The organism is Amycolatopsis sp. NPDC059657 (genome assembly GCF_042734395.1).
In the GTDB taxonomy this organism is placed as follows: domain Bacteria; phylum Actinomycetota; class Actinomycetes; order Mycobacteriales; family Pseudonocardiaceae; genus Amycolatopsis.
In genome coordinates this window covers 70870-89475 of the sequence record NZ_JBHWEB010000021.1, presented here as the reverse complement: position 1 = coordinate 89475, position 18606 = coordinate 70870, and the positions used below count along the sequence as shown (strand labels likewise).

Genomic DNA, 18606 nt, shown 5'->3' with positions numbered 1-18606 from the left:
AACCACCACTGGCTGAGAGGGGCACACCCATGCCCACGGGGGATCCTTTTGACATCCTGATCGTCGGCGCCGGGCCGACCGGGCTGTTCGCCGCCTACTACGCGGGGTTCCGCGGACTGTCGACGGCGATCGTGGACTCGCTGCCGGAGGCGGGCGGGCAGGTCACCGCGATGTACCCGGAGAAGATGATCTACGACGTCGGCGGGTTCCCCGCGGTGCGCGGCCGTGATCTGGTGCAGGGACTGGTCGACCAGGCCGCGCCGTGGAAGCCGACGTACCTGCTCGGGCGCAAGGCCGAGACGGTCACGGAGAACGGCGACGGCTTCGACGTCGTGCTCGACGGCGGCGAGATCGTGCGGGCCAGGTCGATCCTGATCAGCGCGGGCATCGGCGAGTTCACCCCGCGCCCGCTGCCCGCCGGTGACGGCTGGCTCGGCCGCGGCATGGTGCATTTCGTGCCCTCGCTGCAGGCACACGCCGGTCAGCACGTGGTCGTGGTCGGCGGCGGCGACTCGGCGTTCGACTGGGTGCTCGCGCTGCACCCGGTGGCCGCGAGCGTCACGCTGGTGCACCGCCGCGCCAAGTTCCGCGCGGCCGAGTCGATCGTGCGCGAGGCGCGGGCACTCGGCGTCCGGATCATCACCGACGCCGAGGTCACCAGGTTCATCGACTCCGACGGCGCGCTCGACGCGGTCGAGATCGCGGTCAAGGGGTCCGAGCCGATCGTGCTGCCCGCGCAGTCGGTGGTCGCGGCGCTGGGCTTCACCGCGGATCTCGGCCCGATCGAAAGCTGGGGCCTGGAGATCGATCACCGGGCGGTGGCCGTCGACTCGACCATGGCGACGGCGCGGGAGCGGGTCTACGCGGCTGGCGACGTCGCGTCCTACCCGGGCAAGGTGAAGCTGATCGCGACGGGCTTCGGCGAGGCGGCGACGGCGGTCAACAACATCGCGGTCAAGCTGGATCCCGATGCCCACCTGTTCCCGGGGCACTCGAGCAACGCCGAGTAAGCCAAAAGTTGTCGGACCCCCGAGGTAACGTTGAATTCGGGGGTCCCTAAGACACCTTCACCTTTATGGAGCAACCGCGGGCGGTGCGATCTTTCCCTTGATCCACTCCGCGTAGGCGACCGCCGAGGACGAGATCGACGGGGCCGTCGCGCAGACCGGGTCGCCGTTGCCGGGGCGGCTGATGACACCCAGCAGCACCCAGACGCCGTCGACGTTCCCGACCTGCGAGCCGCCGGAGTCGCCGTAACAGGTGCCCTTGTCGCCGCCGGGGTTCTCCGTGCACAGCTCGTGGTCGAGGTCGAACGCCGCCGTGCAGTCCGTCGGCTCCACGATCGAAGCGTCCAGCTGCTGCAGCTTCGACGGCGTCGGCGCGCAGCTCAGCGTCGGGCAGGTCTGGCCCCAGCCGAGCAGGCGCGTCGGTGTGCCGGGCACGGTGACCGCGCCGAGAGTGATCGGCGCGGATTTCACCGGGTTCTCCAGGCGGATCAGCGCCACGTCGCCGCCCGCGACCGCGTTGTAGTCCGGGTGGATGACGAACTCGACCGGCTGCGCGATCTCGCCGCCTGCCGTCGCGTCGTTGCTGCCCACGCGGGCGCTGAGCACCTCGGGGTTCTTGCCGTCCACGCAGTGCGCGGCGGTCAGCACCCAGGTCGGCGCCACCAGTGAGCCGGAGCAGAACAGCCTGCCCGAAGCACGCAGCAGCGCCACCGAGAACGGGTACGCCTGGTCGGGGGCGTCACCGCCGCCGACGATGTCCGGCTGCGCCGCCGAAGCGGGCTGCACGAAGCCGACCATGGCGACGAGAGCGAGAAGGAGTGCCAGAGCACGCTTCTTCATAGAACAAGGTCTCCTAAGGCAGTGGCGGGACGATGGCCTCATCGTCCGGCACCGCGTCGAGGTGGCCGTCGAAGTCGATGGAAGCGTACGCGCGCAGCTTGTTCAAGCGGTGATAACCGTCGATCAAGCGGACCGTGCCCGACTTCGAGCGCATCACGATCGACTGGGTCGTCGCGCCGCCGGAGCGGTAGTGGACGCCGCGCAGCAGGTCGCCGTCGGTGACGCCGGTGGCGCAGAAGAAGACGTTCTCGCCGGTCACGAGGTCGTCGGTGAACAGGATGCGGTCGAGGTCGTGGCCCGCCGCCAGCGCCTTCTCGCGCTCGGCCTCGTCCTTCGGCCACAACCGGCCCTGCAGCTCACCGCCGAGGCACTTCATCGCGGCGGCCGCGATGATGCCTTCGGGGGTGCCGCCGATGCCGATCAGCATGTCGACGCCCGTGGTCGGCCTGGCGGCCGCGATCGCGCCGGCGACGTCGCCGTCGGAGATGAACCGGATACGGGCGCCCGCCTCGCGGACCTCTTTGATGATCCGCTCGTGGCGCGGCCGGTCGAGTATGCAGACGGTGACGTCGGACACGCCGCTGTGCTTGGCCTTCGCGACCCGGCGGATGTTCTCCGCGATCGGCGCCGACAGGTCCACCAGCCCGGCGGCCTCGGGGCCGACGGCGAGCTTTTCCATGTAGAACACCGCGGACGGGTCGAACATCGCGCCGCGCTCGGCGACCGCGAGCACCGCCAGCGCGTTCGGCATGCCCTTGGCCATCAGCGTGGTGCCGTCGATCGGGTCGACCGCCACGTCGCACGCGGGCCCGTCGCCGTTGCCGACCTCTTCGCCGTTGTACAGCATGGGCGCTTCGTCCTTCTCGCCCTCGCCGATCACCACGACGCCGTTCATCGAGACGGTGCTGATCAGCTGTCGCATGGCGTCGACGGCCGCACCGTCACCGCCGAGCTTGTCGCCCTTGCCGACCCACCTGCCCGCGGCCATCGCCGCGGCCTCCGTGACCCGCACCAGCTCCATCGCGAGGTTGCGGTCGGGGAGTTCCTTGGTCGTGCTGGCTTCGTTGCCGCTGGACATTCCTGCCTCCGGGTTCACCGTGCTCGGGGGGAACCCAGTCTCTCAGATACCCGCCGGATCTCCGCATGGCGAAGGTCACTCGGAGTCGCTGTCACCCTCTTCGACCGACGCCAGCGCGGTCTCGATCCGCTCGCGGGCGCCTTCGAGGTGATGTTCGCAGATCTTCGCAAGCCGCTCGCCCTTTTCCCACAGCGCAAGGGATTCCTCGAGCGACTTGCCGCCTGCCTCCAGCTCGCGGACCACCTCTACCAGCTGGTCGCGGGCTTGCTCGTAGCCGAGTTCGGGATTGCTCACGCGTGGGGGCTCCTGTGCTTCGCGGTGTTCGCGCAGACTACCGCGCTGGCCATCGCGTGGTCGTACCCGACGAAGGCACGCGCGAACTCGCTGCCGTCACCGTCCGCGATCGCGTCCTCGATGTCGGACTGCGCGCTGGCGACCTTGCGCCGATAGGCGGAACCTTCCGCCGCCCACCAGCGGGCACCGACGTGCTCCGACGTCGCCGCGGAGAGCTGCCGCAGCCGGGGCCCGAGATCGCGGCCCTGCGTGCACCCGGCCAGCAGTGACGTCCAGCACTCCAGCGCGGCGTTGTTGGTCTCGAGCGCCTTGCGCAGCACAGCGGACGCCTGCGCGTTGATGGCCGCGTCGACCGTGAGCGGGAGGAACGTGGTTTCCCGCACGCTTACTCGCTTTCCGGATCACCCTGGACGACGGCGCTCACCGCGCCATCCGCGACGCGCACTCGCAGCTTCGCGCCGTCCTTTACTTCAGAGACCGATCGGAGCACGTGCGGGTTGCCTGCCTCGTCGTAAAACTGCACGACCGCGTAACCGCGGGCCATCGTGGCGGCCGGGCCGAGCGCGGTGAGTCGCGCACGGGCACTCGCCAGAGCGGCCTGTTCCCTCGAAAGTGTGGTGAGCACGGCGCGCCGCGCCCGTTCGCGGTGCATCTCGACGTCGTCGGACCGCCTGCCGATCGGGCCGAGCGGGTCGGCGAGCACCGGGCGGCTGCGCAGCTGGTTCAGCAGCCGGGTCTGGGTGTCCACCCAGCCGTGCAAGGCACGCCGTCCCCGGTCCCGCATTTGACGGACTCGCTGGGTTTCTTCCCTGACATCCGGGACGATTCGCTTCGCCGCGTCGGTCGGCGTCGAGGCGCGCAGGTCCGCGACGTGATCGAGCAACGGGGTGTCGGGCTCGTGGCCGATCGCGCTGACGACCGGCGTGCCCGCGGCCGAGACCGCGCGGCACAAAGCCTCGTCGGAGAACGGCAGCAGGTCCTCGACACTGCCGCCGCCGCGCGCGATCACGATGACCTCGACCGCGGGGTCTTTGTCCAATGTGGACAGCGCCTTGATGATCTGCGGCACCGCGGACGGGCCCTGCACGGCGGTGTTGATGACCTTGAACGCGACATGCGGCCAGCGGGCCTGCGCGTTGACGAGCACGTCGTGCTCCGCGGCGGACGCACGGCCGGTGATGAGCCCGATCCCCTTGGGGAGAAAGGGAAGTTTGCGTTTGCGCTGCGAGGAGAACAGGCCTTCGGCGGCGAGCAGCTTGCGCAGCCGTTCGATGCGGGCGAGCAGCTCGCCGATGCCGACGGCGCGGATTTCGGTGGCACGCAAGCTGATCGTGCCCCGGCCGAGGAAGAACGCAGGCTTCGCGAAGACGACCACACTCGCGCCTTCACGCAGCGGCGGCTCGACGGTGCGCAGCAGCCCGGTCGGGCAGGTGACCGTCATCGACACGTCCGCCGACGGGTCGCGCAGCGTCAGGAACGCCGTCGAAGTGCCAGGCCGCGCCGAGATCTGGGTGACCTGGCCTTCGACCCACACCGCGCCGAGGCGGTGCACCCAATCGCCGATCTTGCGCGCGACCGTGCGGACCGGCCATGGGTTTTCCGCGGTGGTTTCGCTCACTGGCCTTCTTCGTCGCCGGTCTTGTGGACGTTCCCGATGCGGCGCGCGAGCATGCCGATGAACGAGGCGCGTGCCTGGTGGGTGTGCTCGTACGCGAGGATCTCTTCCAGCTGCTCCAGCGAGAACTGGCGCAGGCGGGCGCGCAGCTGGGGCAGGGTGAGCTCGTCGTAGCCCGCGATGCCTGCCGGGCCCTCGGCGCTGTCGTTCTCGCCGTCGCGATGGTCCTCGGCGAGCGCGCGCTCCTCCTCGGCCCACGGATCAGGTGACTCGTCGAACTCGGGTAGTGGCTGAGCGTGACCGTTTGTCTCCGGGCGCGGCGCGGGAACGTCGACGTCCTCATCGAAGGTCGCCCAGCTCGGGGTGTCTTCGACCGGGCGCAGCGCGGACAGCGCGTCGTCGCCCTTGATCGCCAGTTCGGTGACGTGCTGCTGGACGCGCATCGAGAACTGCAGCACCTGGCTCACGGCCGTGACCGGCAGGCCCAGCAGCTGCTTGGGAAGTTCACGAACCCGCTCGGCGGTGGTGACGGCGAGGCCCGCGGCGACCCGGAGGGGGAGCGGGAGTGGCTTCATACGCCTAGCCTGCCGCATTTAAGCCATCCTGCCCAACCGAATGGGTGTGTCGGGCCAACCGACGTGACTCCGCGCACATGAAGTGAGCCCGTACCCTAGAGGTCATGAGCTCCTCAAGCCCCGGAATCGAGCCCGCAGGCACCGTCGACGTCCCGCGCGCCGACGGGCGCAAGCGGGTGCTGCTGGCCAAGCCGCGCGGGTACTGCGCGGGCGTCGACCGCGCGGTGATCGCGGTCGAGAAGGCACTCGAGCTGTACGGACCGCCGGTCTACGTGCGCAAGGAGATCGTGCACAACCGGCATGTGGTCGAGACGCTGCGCGAGCGCGGCGCGATCTTCGTCGACGAGACCACCGAGGTGCCCGAGGGCGCGCTGGTCGTGTTCTCCGCGCACGGCGTCTCGCCGATGGTGCACGCCGAGGCCGCCGACCGGAACCTGCGGACGATCGACGCCACCTGCCCCTTGGTCACCAAGGTGCACAAGGAAGTCAACCGGTTCGCCAAGGACGACTACGACATCCTGCTGATCGGCCACGAAGGCCACGAAGAGGTCGAGGGCACGGCGGGCGAGGCGCCGGAGCACGTGCAGCTGGTCGACACCGCAGAGGACGTCGACAAGGTCACCGTGCGCGACCCGTCGAAGGTCATCTGGCTGTCCCAGACCACGCTTTCGGTCGACGAGACCATGGAGCGGGTCGACCAGCTCCGTGACCGGTTCCCCAGCTTGGCCGACCCGCCGAGCGACGACATCTGCTACGCGACGACCAACCGTCAGGTCGCGGTCAAGGCGATGGCCGCCGAGTGCGACCTGGTGATCGTGGTCGGCTCGCAGAACTCGTCCAACTCGAAGCGCCTGGTCGAGGTCGCGCTGAAGGCGGGCGCCCGCGCCTCGCACCTGGTCGACTTCTCGCACGAGGTCGACGAGGCGTGGCTCGAAGGCGTCACCACGGTCGGCGTCACCAGCGGCGCTTCGGTGCCCGAGGTGCTGGTGATGGACCTGCTCGCGTGGCTTGACAAGCACGGGTACTCCGACGTCGACGAGGTCACCACGGCCAACGAGAAGATCGCCTTCGCGCTGCCCCCGGAGATCCGGCGGGCCGAGAAGGCCAAGTAGCCCGCACTACACGAAGAGGCCCCCTTGGAGCGTTCCAAGGGGGCCTCTTCGTGTGCTTAGTCCTCGTCCCAGGGGCGGCGCTGCGGCTCGCGCCTGGGCGCGCGACGCGGCGGGCTGTCGCTCCGCGGTGGCTCGGCGCGCGGGGTGCGACGCCGGGGCGGCGGGGTGTCGCCGCGGGGATCGCGACGTCGTGGCGGCTCTTCGCCGTCACGGGGAGCGCGCGGGCGCTGACGGGGCTCCTCGCGGGGCGTGCGGCGTCGCGGTGCCGCTTCGTCGGCCGGTGCCGGTCGTGTGCGGCGGACGGGCGCGGAGCCGGTCTCCGAAGCCGGGCGGCGCGAACGGCGTTCCGGAGTCTTCGCGGTGCCTGCCGGCACGCGGGAGGCGGCGGTGTTGCGCGCTGGGCGCTCCTCGTCGTCCTCGCGCTTGACCGGCTTCGCCTTCTTGGCCTTGACGCCCGCGTCCGGGTCGCGTTCGCGGAAGATCCGGAAGATCCCGATCGCGAGCGTCACGCCGGTGGTGATGGCCATCGTCGGGAACCCGTCGATCAGCGGACGGCCGATCTTGAGCGCCTTCGACAGCATGTCGGTGTCTTGGGAGAGGTCGGCGGCCAGCAGCACCACACCCGGCACGGTCACGGCCAGCACCAGCGGCGGCTGCACCATCGGCCCGAACAGCCCACGGCGTTGCACGGCGCACACGGCGGCGACGGCGCCCAGGCAGTAACAGGCCTGGAACAGCAGTGTCAGGTGCCCTTGGAGCTTCTGGTCGATGAAGGCGCCGAGGACGGCCATGCCGAAGCCGACCAGCACCGCCCCCCACCAGGGCAGACCGCGCCGGTCGCCGATGATGGGACGCTCGTCCCACGGAACGGGGATGTCGTCGGCATCAGGATCGCTCTGGCGATCGCGTATCGCGGTCACAAGTCCACACCGTATCCCCTGGTTGTGAAGATCCTGCTAGCACTCCTTCCTGGTTGTGTGACACCCGCGCCGGAATCACCCCATAGTGATCTCCCGCTGGCTTGCCCGTGCGCCTGACCAGGGGGTCAGCCGGTGAGTTCGTCGGGGCGGCGGATCTGGGTGACCGGGGCGGGCGCGGCGGCGGCGTCGGTGAGCGGGGCGACGGTGGAGCGGAACATCTCCAAGGCGTCGAGTTCGCGGCGGCGGGCCGAGAGGAAACGCTGGAGGTGGGTGCTGGACAGGTTGACGGCGTCCACCGCGTTGCCGGCGGCCCGGTGCGCGGCAGAGGCGCCCGCGCGGACCTGTTCGACGTCTTCGAGCAGCGCACGGTCACTGGCCGCGAACAAGGCCGCCGAGGCCAGCACGGCGAAGCCGGTCGGGCCGCAGACGAAGACGCGGCGGTCGAGCATCCAGCGCAGCAGTTCGGGATCGGTGTCGAGCGCGGCGACCACGGCCGCGTCCGACGGCACGAACATGATCGTGCCGTAGATGGCGTCGGCCCAGCGCTGGTAACCCTTTCCCGCCAGCTCCGCGGCACGCGAGCGCAGGTGCCGGACGTGCACGCGCAGCGCGTCGAGGCGCTCGTCCGGGTTGTCGGTCTCGACCGCTTCGGCCCAGCAGGCCATCGAAGCCTTGGCATCCACCGGAACGCTCCGGCCGCCGCCGACGTGCAGCACCATGTCCGGCTTGACCGAACCGCCGCCTGCCAGGTCCGTCTGCAGCGTGAAGTGCAGCTCCTCGCGCAGGCCGAGCGCGCGCGCCGTCTCCAGCAGCACCTGCTCACCCAGCTCGCCGCGACCGCTGATCGACGCGAACGCCACCTCGTACCGGCGCAGTGACAGCTGCTGCTCATCGCCGCGGGCGCGCTCGGCCTCGACCTGCTTGGCCGCCGCGTCCACCCGGCGCATGCCGTCGTTGTACAGCCGCCACAGCAAGGCGACCGCCACCGCCAGCAGCACCGCGACCACGACCGCCGCCGTGGTGAAGACCGTCACCCGAAACAACTCCCATCCGTGTCCGACCGCCTACGCATCATGGCGCAGTGCACCGACAAAACCGGGGAGGGCGCTCCGGTGCGCGGCTATCGCGCGGAAAGCAAGGTGGCGTGCTCCGGGCTGCCTGTGTGAAGGGAGCCTTCATCCACGCTGGCTGGATGAAGGCTCCCTTCACGCAGTTCGGGGTGGGGCTTCACGCGCTTCGGTAGCACATGATGTGGGGGACACGCGGGTGCCCGCCTCCCACATGTTGTCGGTCTGGCGGCTTACCTTGATGACCGTGAGACTGCTGCACACCTCCGACTGGCACATCGGCCGCACCTTCCACGGCGCCGATCTGCTCGCCGAGCAGCAGGCCGTCCTCGAGCATCTCGCGGAGGTCGTCGCCGAGGAGCGGGTAGACGTCGTGCTCGTCGCCGGGGACGTCTACGACCGCGCGGTCCCGTCGGCCGAAGCGGTCCGTGTCGCCGCGCAGGCGCTGGCGAGGCTGCACGAGGCCGGGGCACACATCGTTCTCACGCCAGGGAATCACGACTCCGCCGCCCGGCTCGGCGCGTTCGCCGAGTTCGCCAGAGCGGGCGGGCTGCACCTGTGCAGCACCATCGCCGGATTGCACGAGCCGGTGCTGCTCCAAGACGAGCACGGCCCGGTCGCGCTGTACGGAATCCCTTACCTGGAGCCGGATCCGGCGCGCAACGCGCTCGGCATCGAGGGCAAGGGGCACGTCGCGGTGCTCTCCGAAGCCATGCGCCGCATCAAAGAAGACCTTGGCGCGAGGGAAAACACGCGGTCCGTCGTGCTCGCGCACGCGTTCGTCATCGGTGGCGAAGGCAGTGACTCCGAGCGCCCGATTTCCGTCGGCACGGTCGAGCACGTGCCCGGAGCGATCTTCGACGGCATCGACTACGTCGCGCTCGGGCATCTGCACGGCCCGCAGGTGCTCGCCGAGCACCTTAGGTACTCTGGCAGCCCGCTCGCGTACTCGTTTTCCGAAGCCAGGCACCGCAAATCCGTCTGGCTGATCGACTTCGACGCCGATGGCCTGCGTGAGGTCCGGCGCCACGAACTGCCCGTCCCGCGCAAGCTCGCGACCGCCACCGGGGAGCTCGCGGACCTGCTCGAAAACCCCGGGTTCGAGGATCTCGTCGAGTGCTACCTGTCGGTCACGCTGACCGACCGCGTCCGCCCGATCGACGCCATGCGCAAGCTCAAAGATCGTTTCCCGCACGCGGTTCACCTCGACTGGCAGCCGGAAGGCGGCGGTATCGGCTCGGTGCTGAAGTACGCCGAAGCCGTCAAAAACCGGACGGACGAAGAGATCGCCCGCAATTTCCTCGACGACTGCCGTGGCGCGCCTCCCAACGAGCGGGAGGAAGGCCTGCTACGGATGGCCATGGAAGCCGCGGGCAGAGGAGAGTCGAAATGAGGTTGCATCGGCTGGAGGTCACCGCCTTCGGCCCGTATGCCGGGCGCGAGGTGGTCGACTTCGACGTGCTCGGCGCCGATGGCCTCTTCCTCCTGCACGGCGACACCGGCGCGGGCAAGACCACCCTGCTCGACGCGGTCGCGTTCGCCCTGTTCAACTCCGTGCCCGGCGCGCGCGGCGAGACCAAGCGGCTGCGCTGCGATCTCGCGGACCCCGACCAGGTCACCGAAGTGGCGCTGGAGCTGACCGTGCAGGGGCAACGCCTGCGCATCGTCCGCAATCCCGAGTACCTCCGCCCGAAACGCCGGGGCGACGGGTTCACCAAGCAGCAGGCCAAGGTGTCGCTGACCTGGGTCGGCGCCGCGCCGAGCGGCTACGCGGCGGACGGCGTCACCCGCAACGACGAGGTCGCCAGGACCGTCGAGCGGCTGCTCGGCATGAACCACAAGCAGTTCTTCCAGGTGGTACTGCTGCCGCAGGGCGAGTTCGCCCGGTTCCTGCGCGCCGACACGGCCGAGCGTGAGGACCTGCTCGAGCGGCTTTTCAGCACCGAGCGCTTCGGCGACATCGAGCACTGGTTCGTGAACCTGCGCACCGAGCGGTACCAGGAGCTGCAGAAACAACGCCTGGCCACGCAGAACTGGGTGACCCGATTCGCCCAGGTCGCCAAGGCCGAAGCGCCGGAAGACGAGCAGATCGACTGGGTCGCCGGCATCTGCCTCGACGCCGTTTCCCAGGTCGAGGCCGCCAAACTCGCCGAATACCAGGCACGCGGGATCCGAGAGAAGGCCGAAGCCGTCCTCGACGAGCGCAAGGCGATGGCCGAGCGCGTCCGCCGGGTCAGGACGGCGCACGCCAAGCTGGCCGAGCTGGCCGCCACCGAGGGGCAGCGTGAGCTGTGGGGTGCCGAGGTCGCGGCGGCCAAACGTGCCGCAGGCGTCGCGGATGCCGCGGCACAGCTGCGCAAACGTGCCGACCAGCTGACGCGAGCCCGTCGTCTTGAGCAGGTTCAGGAGCGCGCGCTCGAAACGTTGCGCCAGTCCGCGACCGGGTCCGCGGCCGAACTGCGCGCCACCGCGGGCGCGCTGCGTGAGGAAGCGGGCACGCTCGCCGGTCTCGTCGCCGAAGCCGAGCAGCAGCGCCAGGATCGCGTGCGCATCAGCGAACTCGCGGACGCCGCGCGGTACGCGGGCAAGCGCGTCGAGGAGCTCACCGGCAAGATCGAGGAACTGCCCGCGCGTCTGGAACGCTTACGTGGCAAGGCGAACGACGCTCTCGCCGCCGAAGCGAAGCTCGCCGGTCTGCGTCTGGCCGCCGAGGAACTCGCCAAGGCGTTGCGTGACGCGGAAGAGCTTCCGGGTGCCCAGAAGTCCTTCGCCTTGGCCGAAACCGCGCTGCGAGACGCGGTCGACGCGCACCAGCACGCCCGTGACCATCGGCAGAACCTGCGCGAGCGGCGTCTCGATGGCATGGCCGCCGAACTCGCCGCCGATCTGGTGCCAGGCCAGGCTTGCGCGGTGTGCGGTTCCGCCGAGCACCCCGCGCCCGCGATGCCGATGCTGGCACTGGTCGACGAGAAGCAGGAAAAAGCGGCCGAAGAAGCCGAGAAGCGCGCGGAAGCCGCCCGCGAACACGCGCAGATCGCGAAGCTCGACGCCGAGAAACTCGTTGCTGCGCTTGAAGAACGCCTACATGGACGTACCCGCGAAGACCTCGCCGCCGAGGTCGCGGCTGCTCGTGCCGAACTCAGTTCGGTGTCCGAGCTGGCAGCGTTGCGCGCGCGTTGGGAACGCGAAACCCGTCAGGCCGAAGCCGAGTCCGGCCAGCTCGCCGACCAGCTGAACCAGGCCGAGCAAGACGTGGTGAAGGCCGAAACCGGCCAGAACTCCCTGGCCGAGCAGGTCGCCGAGCGCGACCGGCGGCTCGAAGAGGCCCGCGGCGAGCACGCGGACGTCGGCGCCCGGCGCGCGCATCTGCTGTCCGTGGTGAGCGCGCTGGACGCGCTGGCCGAGGCGAGGACGGCCGTCGCGACAGCCGAGCGCGAGTGCGAGGAGCAGCGCGAGGCCGTCGACGCCGCGGTGCGCCAGGCCGAGTTCGCCACCCTCGAAGAGGCGCAGGCCGCGGCCAAACCCGCCCAGGTCATCGCGGACCTCGAAGCCCGGATCACGAGCGCGCGGACCGAAGAGGCACACGTGCGGTCCGTGCTCGCCGAACCCGAACTCACCGGCGTCACACCCGACGACGTGGTCGACCTGGAGTCCGCCATGGACGCCGCCCGCCGCGCACGGGCCGAAGCCGAACTCGCCGTGTCCACACTCCAGGCCGCCGAGTCGCGGTCGCGGGAATTGTCGGACCTCGCGGGCAAGATGAGTGAGGCGATGACGGAGCTGGCACCGGTGGAGGAGGAGTTCGCCGAGCTCAAGGCCCTGGCCGAGGTGGTCAACGGCCGCGGTCAGAACGCGCGCAAGATGTCGCTGCGCTCGTACGTGCTCGCCGCGCGCCTGGAGGAGGTCGCGCTCGCGGCCACCTTCCGCCTGAGCACGATGAGCCAGGGCCGCTACTCCTTCGTCCACTCCGACGCCGCAGGTTCACGGGGAACTCGCGGCGGCCTCGGCCTCGATGTCCTCGACGACTACTCCGGCACGGTCCGCCCCGCCAAGACCCTCTCGGGCGGCGAGTCCTTCCTGGCCTCACTCGCGCTGGCACTGGGGCTCGCCGATGTCGTGGCCGCCGAGACGGGCGGGGCGCTTCTCGACACCCTCTTCGTCGACGAGGGCTTCGGCACCCTGGACGCCGAAACCCTCGACATAGTCATGAACGTCCTCGACGAACTCAGGGCAGGCGGCCGTGTCGTGGGCCTCGTGTCCCACGTGGAGGAACTCCGCCACCGCATCCCCACGCGCCTCCGGGTCCGCAAGGCACGGACAGGCTCCACCCTGGAAATCCAGACCGCCTAAAGCATGGGGTCGTGAGTGTTTACGCCGGTTAGAACCGGCATTACCACTCACGACTAGTCAATACTGACCTCATGTTGGTCGGCAGAGACCCCGAACTGGCGGCTTTGAGCGCGGCCCTCGACGCGGCGCGCGGCGGCGAAGGCCGCGTGGTCATGGTCGGCGGCGAGCCTGGCATCGGCAAAACCCGCCTGGTCACCGAGCTGACCAGGCTCGCGGCGGCCCAGGACGTCCCGGTACTGCTCGGCCGCACGCTGCAGGAAGAGACCGCCCCGGCGCTCTGGCCTTGGTGGGAGGCCCTCGTCGGCCGCCCCGAACTCGACCTACTCCGCGAAGTCGGCGAAGACCGTGTCCAGCGCATGCTCGCGTTCGCGTCGGTGCTCGCCTCGTTGAGCGCGTCGGCGACCCAAGGTCTCGTCATCGTCCTCGAAGACCTCCAATGGGCCGATGAGGCGACGCTGACGCTTTTCTGCCAGGGAGCCGGAAAACCGGGTCTCCTGCTGGTGGGGACTTACCGGCCGGCCCAGGCACTTCGCGAGACTCTGACCACTTTGGGCAGAACAGGCGCGGTCAGTCGCATCAGCCCCCGCGCCTGGCAGGCCCAGGATGTCGCTGCCGCGGCCAAAGCGGCACATCCGACCTGGCACCCGATGCTCCTGCGAGCCGGCGGCGGCAACCCACTGTTCGTGGTCGAACTGCTGGCCGCGCTCGAACATGCCGGTATCGCGGGAAAACCCGCGCCGGAAGACGGCGGCTGGCCCTTCGGCATCCCGGAGACCCTCGCCGCGATCACCACCGCCAGGGTGGCCGAGCTGTCCCCGGCCGCCCAGCGTGCGGTGGCCATCGCCGGCGTGCTGGGCACCGACTGCGGACACGCCGAACTCGTGGCGCTCGGCGAGGACCCCGAAACGGCGCTCACGGCGTTGGAAGAAGCCACCGCCGCCGGTCTGCTGACACTGGTCGGCGACATGCCCGCCAAGTTCGGCTTCACCCACGCGCTGCTCCGCGAAGCCGTCTACACGCAACTGCCCGTCCAGCAGCGTCTGGCCTGGCACCGGCGCGCGGCCGAAGCCATGGAGACCAACGGTTTGGCCGGCGAATCCGCCGCGCACCGGCTGCGGTCGGCCATCGATGACGTGAGCCGTGAGCTCGCCGTCGCAGCCTGCCGCCGCGCCGCCGCCGATGCCGTTCGGCTCGCGCCTGATCGGGCCGTGACGATTCTCGAAGCCGCGCTCGCGTTGCCGGGGATCGCCCACGACGACCGCTGTGAGCTGCTGCTTTCGTGTGCCGAAGCCGAGTACGGCGGTGGGCAGATCGACGCGGCGCTGGCCAGGTGCGGTGCCGCGATGGACCTCGCGACGCGGCCTGAGCAGTGGGTCCGCGCGGCGCTCATCGTGCACGGCGTCGGCGGCCCGGCGAACCTCGAACTGCTCGGGCTGTGCGACCGCGCGCTCGCGGTGCTGCCGGAGGAGGCGGTGGCGGGCCGGGCACGGGTGCTCGCGCAGCGCGCGCTCGCGGCCTCGGAAGCGCTGGGGTTCGCCGAGGTGATCGAAGGCAGCGAAGAGGCGCTGCGGCTGGCCGAGCTGAGTGGCGACCCGCTGGCGCTGGCGGACGCGTTCCGCGCGCGGCAGCACGCGATCAGTGGCCCCGCCGGGCTGCGGGAGCGGCTCGCACTGGCACGCCGGATGATCGAGCTGCCCGAGCCGGAAGACGCCGAGCTGTGGGGACGGCTGTGGCGCATCGACGCTTCGTGCGAGCTCGGCCAGTTCGACATGGTCGACGTCGAACTGGCCGCGCTCAAGGTGCTGGCAGAACGGATCCGCTGGCCGCTCGCGCATTGGCACCTCCATCGCCTGAGTGCGATGCGCGCACTGGTGGCAGGCCGGTTCGCCGCCGCTGAGGCCGCCGCGGACCAGGCGTTCGACTGGGCCAAGCGCACCGAGGACTGGAGCGCGATCGGCGTCGACACCGCGTTCCGCGTGGAGATGCTCCTGCTGCAGGGCCGTCACGACGAGATCATGGACGCGGTCATCGCCGCGCGCCCGATCGTCCGGCTGCCGATCTTCTGGTCGTCGATCGGCCGCTTCCTCGCGGACGCCGGTGATCTGGCGGGCGCGCGCGAGAATTTCGACGACCTGCGGCCGGTGCTGAGGTCACTGGATCGCGACGGCCGATGGCTGGCGACGGTGGGGTACGCCGGGGACCTCGCCATCGCGCTCGGCGAGCGCGACGCGATGGAACTCTGCCTCGAACTCCTGCTGCCGCACACGGGCCTGTGCATCGCGGGTGGCTCGGGGTCGGTGTTGTGCACGGGGTCGGTGTCCCGCGTCGTCGGCATGCTTTCGGCCGCGCTGGGCAGCCTCGACGAGGCGGACCGCCATTTCACCGACGCCGTGAAGCTCGAAGATCGCGTCGGCGCGCTGCCGTACCGGACGCTGTCCGAAATCGACCTGGCGAACGTGCTGCGCGAACGCGGCGCGCGCGGCGACCTGACCCGCGCGACCGGATACGCCGAACGCGCGCTGGCCACCGCGGAGCGCATCGGCATGCGACCGGCCGCGCGGCGCGCGAAGGAAGTGCTCGCCGAGCTGCGCAAGGACCACTCGATCAAGCTCACGCCTCGCGAACGCGAGGTGCTCGCGCTGCTCGGGGACGGCCGGTCGAACCGCGAGATGGCCAGCGAGCTGGTGCTTTCGGAACGCACCATCGAGACCCACGTGGCCAACGTGCTGGGCAAACTCGGCCTCGCGAACCGCACGCAGGCGGCCGCGTGGGCGGCGACGCACGGACTTACGTAGCCGCCTCCGTACTTACCCGGATCCGCACGCGCGCGGGAACGGAGATCGTGGTCCTCGTCGAAGGAGGAGGACCATGTACGCGACATTCGGCAAGGGATCCGGCGGCGCCGCCGTCGAGGAGATCCGGCTGCGGCAGGTGGCAGGACCGGGACAGAAAACGCTGCGGCTGTGGGAAAACGAGCCCGAGAGCGGCGGCTACCGGGTGGACGACGACACCCCGATGCGCGACGTGGGCGAGCGGCCGTCGTTCGCGACCGTCCTGACCTTCGCGGGCCCGGCGAGCGACGCGGTCAAGCAGGCAGGCGACCGGGCGCACCGGGAGCGCGTGGCGCCCGCGATGGCGGATTTCCCCGGCACCGTGCGGGTGCTGGGCCTGTGGGACCCCCGCGCCCGGCAGCAGGTGATGATCGTGCTGGCCACGTCCATCGAGTCGCTGGAGGAGGGCGGCAAGCGGATCAGTGAGCTGCCGCTGCTGCCAGGCGAGGACCCCGAGCTGCTGCCCGGCCCCGACCACGTCGAGCTGTACCGGGTCGAGTCATGACCGCCGCGACGCTGCCCCAGGTGGGCACCTACCAGCTGGTCCCCAGCCTGTCTTCGATCTCGTTCGCGATCAAGAAGCTCGGGATCTTCACCATCCACGGTGGCTTCGATGTCCGCTCCGGCCACGGTGTGGTCGGCGAAGAGGGCATCACCGTCTTCGCCGAGATCGACGCCGCGAGCTTCGTGACCGGCAACAAGCACCGGGACAAGCAGGTACGCGGCCGGCGCTTCCTCGACACCGCGAACCATCCGAAAATCATCTTCGAGGGCATGGTCTCCCGGGACACGGTGTCCGGTGTGCTCACCTTCCGCGACTCGGCCGATGTCGAGCTGATCGTGGACCAGGTGCGCACGCAGGGGTCCAAAGTGGACGTACGGGCGCACGGGCAGGTCAGCCGGTCCGCGCTCGGGGTGCCGAACGGGCGGCCGGTGATCGGCGACCTGCTCGACATCGACCTGACGGTCAGCTGGTCTCGTGGTTGAGCAGCCAGCGCTTGGCGTCGACACCCCAGCGGAAGCCGCCGAGCCCGCCACCCGACTTGACCACCCGGTGACACGGCACGAACAACGCCGCCGCGTTGCGGGCGCAGGCTGATGCCGCAGCACGAACCGCTGCGGGATTGCCCGCGAGGGTCGCGTAGTCGGCATAGGACACGGGATGGCCTGCTTTCACGGTTCGCAGCACGTCCCAGGCGCGTTCGCGGAATTCGCCGGATTTCTGGCGGACCGGGATCTCGCTGACGGCGTCGAGTTCGCCGTCGTGGTACCGGACGATCGCACGGGTGACGTCGCCGAGGTCCGCGGCCTCGGCGAGCGAGGCGGGGGCCAGCGCCGGGGAGATGAGGGAGGACAGCTCCCCGGCGTCGCCCGTCCAGCCGGAGGCCAGCACCGCGCCGTCCTCGGCGACGACGGCGGTGAACGGGCCGATCGGGGTGTCCACTGTGGACCAGTGCGCAGTCATGCTGTTCCTTTCCCGGTGGCCTTGCGCCACAAGTACATTCCGGCGTAGGAGCGCCACGGCCGCCAGGCCTGCGCTCGCTCGCCGAGGTCGTCGACGCCCAGCGCCTCGGCGCCCTTGCGCAACGCCAGATCGTCGCTGAGCAGGACGTCCGGGACGCCGAGCAGGCGCATCAGCACGTAGTCCGCTGTCCACGGGCCGACACCGGGCAGCGCGAGAAGTTCCTCGCGCAGCTCGTCGGGGTCGCGTCCGATGTGGACTTCGATTTCCCTGGCTGCCAGCTTTTCCGCCACCGCGCGGATCGCGTCGATGCGGCGCTGGGGTCCACGCAGGACCTCGCTGTTCTCGGCGATCTTCGCGGCCGTCGGGAAGAGTGTGGTCAGGTCTTCGTCAGGCTCGTTGAGCCGCTCGCCGAGCGCTTCGGCGAGCTGGGCGGTCGTGGTGCGGGCGGCCGCGGCGGAGATCTGCTGGCCGATCATGGTGCGGAGCAGCAGCTCTTCACCGTCGACCGCGCCCGGCACCCGGATCCCCGGCGCTGCCTCGACCATCGGTGCCAGCGCCGGATCGGCGCGCAGCACGCGCCGCACGGCTTCGGGGTCGGCGTCGAGATCGAGCAGCCTGCGCACCCGGGAGACGGCACTGCTGAGGTCCCGTAAATCGGAAAGCCGCAGCTCACAGCGCACGTGCCCGTCGGCGGGCCGCACCCGGACCGTGCCGGTCCCGTGCGCGAGCCGCAGTGTGCGGCCGTACGCGCCGCTTTCGACGCCGGGCGCCGCGTGCTCGGCGAGGAAGCCGAAGACGCCGTCGTCGAACGGCTCGCGGTAGGGCAGCCGCAGTGTGAGCTTGGTGCCGCCCTCGACGTAACCTCGCCTGCCGGTCCGCAGCTGCGACGGCGTGGTCGCGAAGACCTCACGGATGGTGTCGTTGAACTGCCGCACGCTGGCGAACCCCGCGGCGAACGCGACGTCGGTCAGCGGCAGCTCGGACATCTCGATCAGCAGCCGCGCTGCGTGCGCGCGGTGCGCCCTGGCCAGCGCGAGCGGCCCGGCGCCGAGCTCGGAGGTGAGCACGCGGCCGAGCTGGCGTTCGGAATACCCGAGCTGCTTGGCGAGCCCCGGCACCCCCTCCCGCTCGATCAGCCCGTCGGAGATCAGCCGCATGGCACGGGCGGCCAGGTCGGCGCGCACGTTCCACTCTGGCGACCCCGGCACCGCGTCCGGCAGGCACCGGCGGCACGCGCGGTAGCCGCCTGCCTGCGCCGCGGCCGAGGTCGGGTAGAAGCTGACGTTCTTGGATTTGGGCGTCTGAGCAGGGCAGGACGGGCGGCAGTAGATGCCGGTGGTGCGGACGGCCATGATGAACTGCCCGTCGAACCGCGAGTCGCGCGAGGCGACGGCCCGGTAGCAGCGCTCGGTGTCGCGCCACAGTGTCAGTTCGGTCATGCGATTCACTATG

At 70.4% G+C, this 18606-nt stretch carries 17 protein-coding genes; 7 read left to right on the top strand and 10 right to left on the bottom strand.

The genetic code is table 11. From position 1 onward, the window contains the following. The first annotated feature begins 29 nt into the window (after nucleotides 1–29). Nucleotides 30–1010: an NAD(P)/FAD-dependent oxidoreductase gene (locus tag ACFV15_RS14560; RefSeq protein ID WP_378350809.1), complete on the top strand. Its 981-nt coding sequence runs from the start codon at nucleotides 30–32 to the stop codon at nucleotides 1008–1010. 63 nt (nucleotides 1011–1073) lie between these two features. On the opposite strand, the gene ACFV15_RS14555 is transcribed toward ACFV15_RS14560, so the two are convergent. From ACFV15_RS14555 to ACFV15_RS14530, 6 genes are all read right to left on the bottom strand, one after another. Further along, nucleotides 1074–1847, bottom strand: coding sequence for a S1 family peptidase (locus ACFV15_RS14555; RefSeq protein WP_378350807.1), 774 nt, complete (start codon nucleotides 1845–1847; stop codon nucleotides 1074–1076). Between the two features lie 13 nt (nucleotides 1848–1860). Continuing rightward, nucleotides 1861–2925 (bottom strand): class II fructose-bisphosphatase, encoded by a 1065-nt coding sequence (glpX, locus tag ACFV15_RS14550; RefSeq protein WP_378350805.1) that lies wholly within the window; start codon nucleotides 2923–2925, stop codon nucleotides 1861–1863. Between the two features lie 75 nt (nucleotides 2926–3000). Beyond that, on the bottom strand, nucleotides 3001–3219 hold the full coding sequence (locus ACFV15_RS14545) for an exodeoxyribonuclease VII small subunit (RefSeq protein ID WP_378350803.1): 219 nt from the start codon (nucleotides 3217–3219) through the stop codon (nucleotides 3001–3003). Further along, nucleotides 3216–3602: a hypothetical protein gene (locus ACFV15_RS14540; protein WP_378350801.1), complete on the bottom strand. Its 387-nt coding sequence runs from the start codon at nucleotides 3600–3602 to the stop codon at nucleotides 3216–3218. The genes ACFV15_RS14545 and ACFV15_RS14540 overlap by 4 nt, the downstream gene beginning before the upstream one ends. Nucleotides 3603–3604: 2 nt before the next feature. Further along, on the bottom strand, nucleotides 3605–4837 hold the full coding sequence (xseA, locus tag ACFV15_RS14535; RefSeq protein ID WP_378350800.1) for an exodeoxyribonuclease VII large subunit: 1233 nt from the start codon (nucleotides 4835–4837) through the stop codon (nucleotides 3605–3607). Further along, on the bottom strand, nucleotides 4834–5409 hold the full coding sequence (locus tag ACFV15_RS14530; RefSeq protein ID WP_378350798.1) for a lipid droplet-associated protein: 576 nt from the start codon (nucleotides 5407–5409) through the stop codon (nucleotides 4834–4836). Before ACFV15_RS14530 ends, xseA begins: the two co-directional genes overlap by 4 nt. Nucleotides 5410–5513: 104 nt before the next feature. Between ACFV15_RS14530 and ACFV15_RS14525 the strand changes: the two genes are divergently transcribed. Continuing rightward, on the top strand, nucleotides 5514–6521 hold the full coding sequence (locus ACFV15_RS14525; RefSeq protein ID WP_378350796.1) for a 4-hydroxy-3-methylbut-2-enyl diphosphate reductase: 1008 nt from the start codon (nucleotides 5514–5516) through the stop codon (nucleotides 6519–6521). Between the two features lie 56 nt (nucleotides 6522–6577). On the opposite strand, the gene ACFV15_RS14520 is transcribed toward ACFV15_RS14525, so the two are convergent. Together ACFV15_RS14520 and rmuC are read right to left on the bottom strand one after the other, a co-directional pair. Then, nucleotides 6578–7441, bottom strand: coding sequence for a DUF6542 domain-containing protein (locus ACFV15_RS14520; RefSeq protein WP_378350794.1), 864 nt, complete (start codon nucleotides 7439–7441; stop codon nucleotides 6578–6580). 125 nt (nucleotides 7442–7566) lie between these two features. Next, nucleotides 7567–8475: a DNA recombination protein RmuC gene (gene rmuC, locus ACFV15_RS14515; RefSeq protein ID WP_378350792.1), complete on the bottom strand. Its 909-nt coding sequence runs from the start codon at nucleotides 8473–8475 to the stop codon at nucleotides 7567–7569. A gap of 280 nt (nucleotides 8476–8755) precedes the next feature. Here rmuC and ACFV15_RS14510 point away from each other — a divergent pair, with 280 nt between their 5' ends. The 5 genes from ACFV15_RS14510 (at nucleotide 8756) to ACFV15_RS14490 (ending at nucleotide 16676) form a co-directional block, all read left to right on the top strand. Continuing rightward, nucleotides 8756–9901 (top strand): exonuclease SbcCD subunit D, encoded by a 1146-nt coding sequence (locus ACFV15_RS14510; protein ID WP_378350790.1) that lies wholly within the window; start codon nucleotides 8756–8758, stop codon nucleotides 9899–9901. Next, complete coding sequence (locus ACFV15_RS14505; protein ID WP_378350789.1) at nucleotides 9898–12858, top strand: AAA family ATPase; 2961 nt, start codon at nucleotides 9898–9900, stop codon at nucleotides 12856–12858. The genes ACFV15_RS14510 and ACFV15_RS14505 overlap by 4 nt, the downstream gene beginning before the upstream one ends. A gap of 71 nt (nucleotides 12859–12929) precedes the next feature. Beyond that, on the top strand, nucleotides 12930–15653 hold the full coding sequence (locus ACFV15_RS14500) for an AAA family ATPase (RefSeq protein WP_378350787.1): 2724 nt from the start codon (nucleotides 12930–12932) through the stop codon (nucleotides 15651–15653). 73 nt (nucleotides 15654–15726) lie between these two features. Then, the gene (locus tag ACFV15_RS14495) at nucleotides 15727–16194 is read left to right on the top strand and encodes a hypothetical protein (RefSeq protein WP_378350785.1); all 468 of its coding nucleotides are present in this window, start codon (nucleotides 15727–15729) and stop codon (nucleotides 16192–16194) included. Then, complete coding sequence (locus ACFV15_RS14490) at nucleotides 16191–16676, top strand: YceI family protein (protein ID WP_378350784.1); 486 nt, start codon at nucleotides 16191–16193, stop codon at nucleotides 16674–16676. The genes ACFV15_RS14495 and ACFV15_RS14490 overlap by 4 nt, the downstream gene beginning before the upstream one ends. On the opposite strand, the gene ACFV15_RS14485 is transcribed toward ACFV15_RS14490, so the two are convergent. Then, complete coding sequence (locus tag ACFV15_RS14485; protein WP_378350782.1) at nucleotides 16657–17154, bottom strand: methylated-DNA--[protein]-cysteine S-methyltransferase; 498 nt, start codon at nucleotides 17152–17154, stop codon at nucleotides 16657–16659. The two genes, ACFV15_RS14490 and ACFV15_RS14485, sit on opposite strands and share 20 nt — an antisense overlap. Next, on the bottom strand, nucleotides 17151–18593 hold the full coding sequence (locus ACFV15_RS14480; RefSeq protein ID WP_378350780.1) for a DNA-3-methyladenine glycosylase 2 family protein: 1443 nt from the start codon (nucleotides 18591–18593) through the stop codon (nucleotides 17151–17153). Before ACFV15_RS14480 ends, ACFV15_RS14485 begins: the two co-directional genes overlap by 4 nt. Nucleotides 18594–18606: the final 13 nt, after the last annotated feature.

Coding starts and splice junctions, on each gene's coding strand:
- ACFV15_RS14485 (WP_378350782.1), bottom strand. CDS start 17,154: ATGACTGCGCACTGGTCCACAGTGGACACCCCGATCGGCCCGTTCACC.
- ACFV15_RS14555 (WP_378350807.1), bottom strand. CDS start 1,847: ATGAAGAAGCGTGCTCTGGCACTCCTTCTCGCTCTCGTCGCCATGGTC.
- ACFV15_RS14530 (WP_378350798.1), bottom strand. CDS start 5,409: ATGAAGCCACTCCCGCTCCCCCTCCGGGTCGCCGCGGGCCTCGCCGTC.
- ACFV15_RS14490 (WP_378350784.1), top strand. CDS start 16,191: ATGACCGCCGCGACGCTGCCCCAGGTGGGCACCTACCAGCTGGTCCCC.
- ACFV15_RS14495 (WP_378350785.1), top strand. CDS start 15,727: ATGTACGCGACATTCGGCAAGGGATCCGGCGGCGCCGCCGTCGAGGAG.
- ACFV15_RS14525 (WP_378350796.1), top strand. CDS start 5,514: ATGAGCTCCTCAAGCCCCGGAATCGAGCCCGCAGGCACCGTCGACGTC.
- ACFV15_RS14480 (WP_378350780.1), bottom strand. CDS start 18,593: ATGACCGAACTGACACTGTGGCGCGACACCGAGCGCTGCTACCGGGCC.
- ACFV15_RS14500 (WP_378350787.1), top strand. CDS start 12,930: ATGTTGGTCGGCAGAGACCCCGAACTGGCGGCTTTGAGCGCGGCCCTC.
- ACFV15_RS14505 (WP_378350789.1), top strand. CDS start 9,898: ATGAGGTTGCATCGGCTGGAGGTCACCGCCTTCGGCCCGTATGCCGGG.
- ACFV15_RS14560 (WP_378350809.1), top strand. CDS start 30: ATGCCCACGGGGGATCCTTTTGACATCCTGATCGTCGGCGCCGGGCCG.
- glpX (WP_378350805.1), bottom strand. CDS start 2,925: ATGTCCAGCGGCAACGAAGCCAGCACGACCAAGGAACTCCCCGACCGC.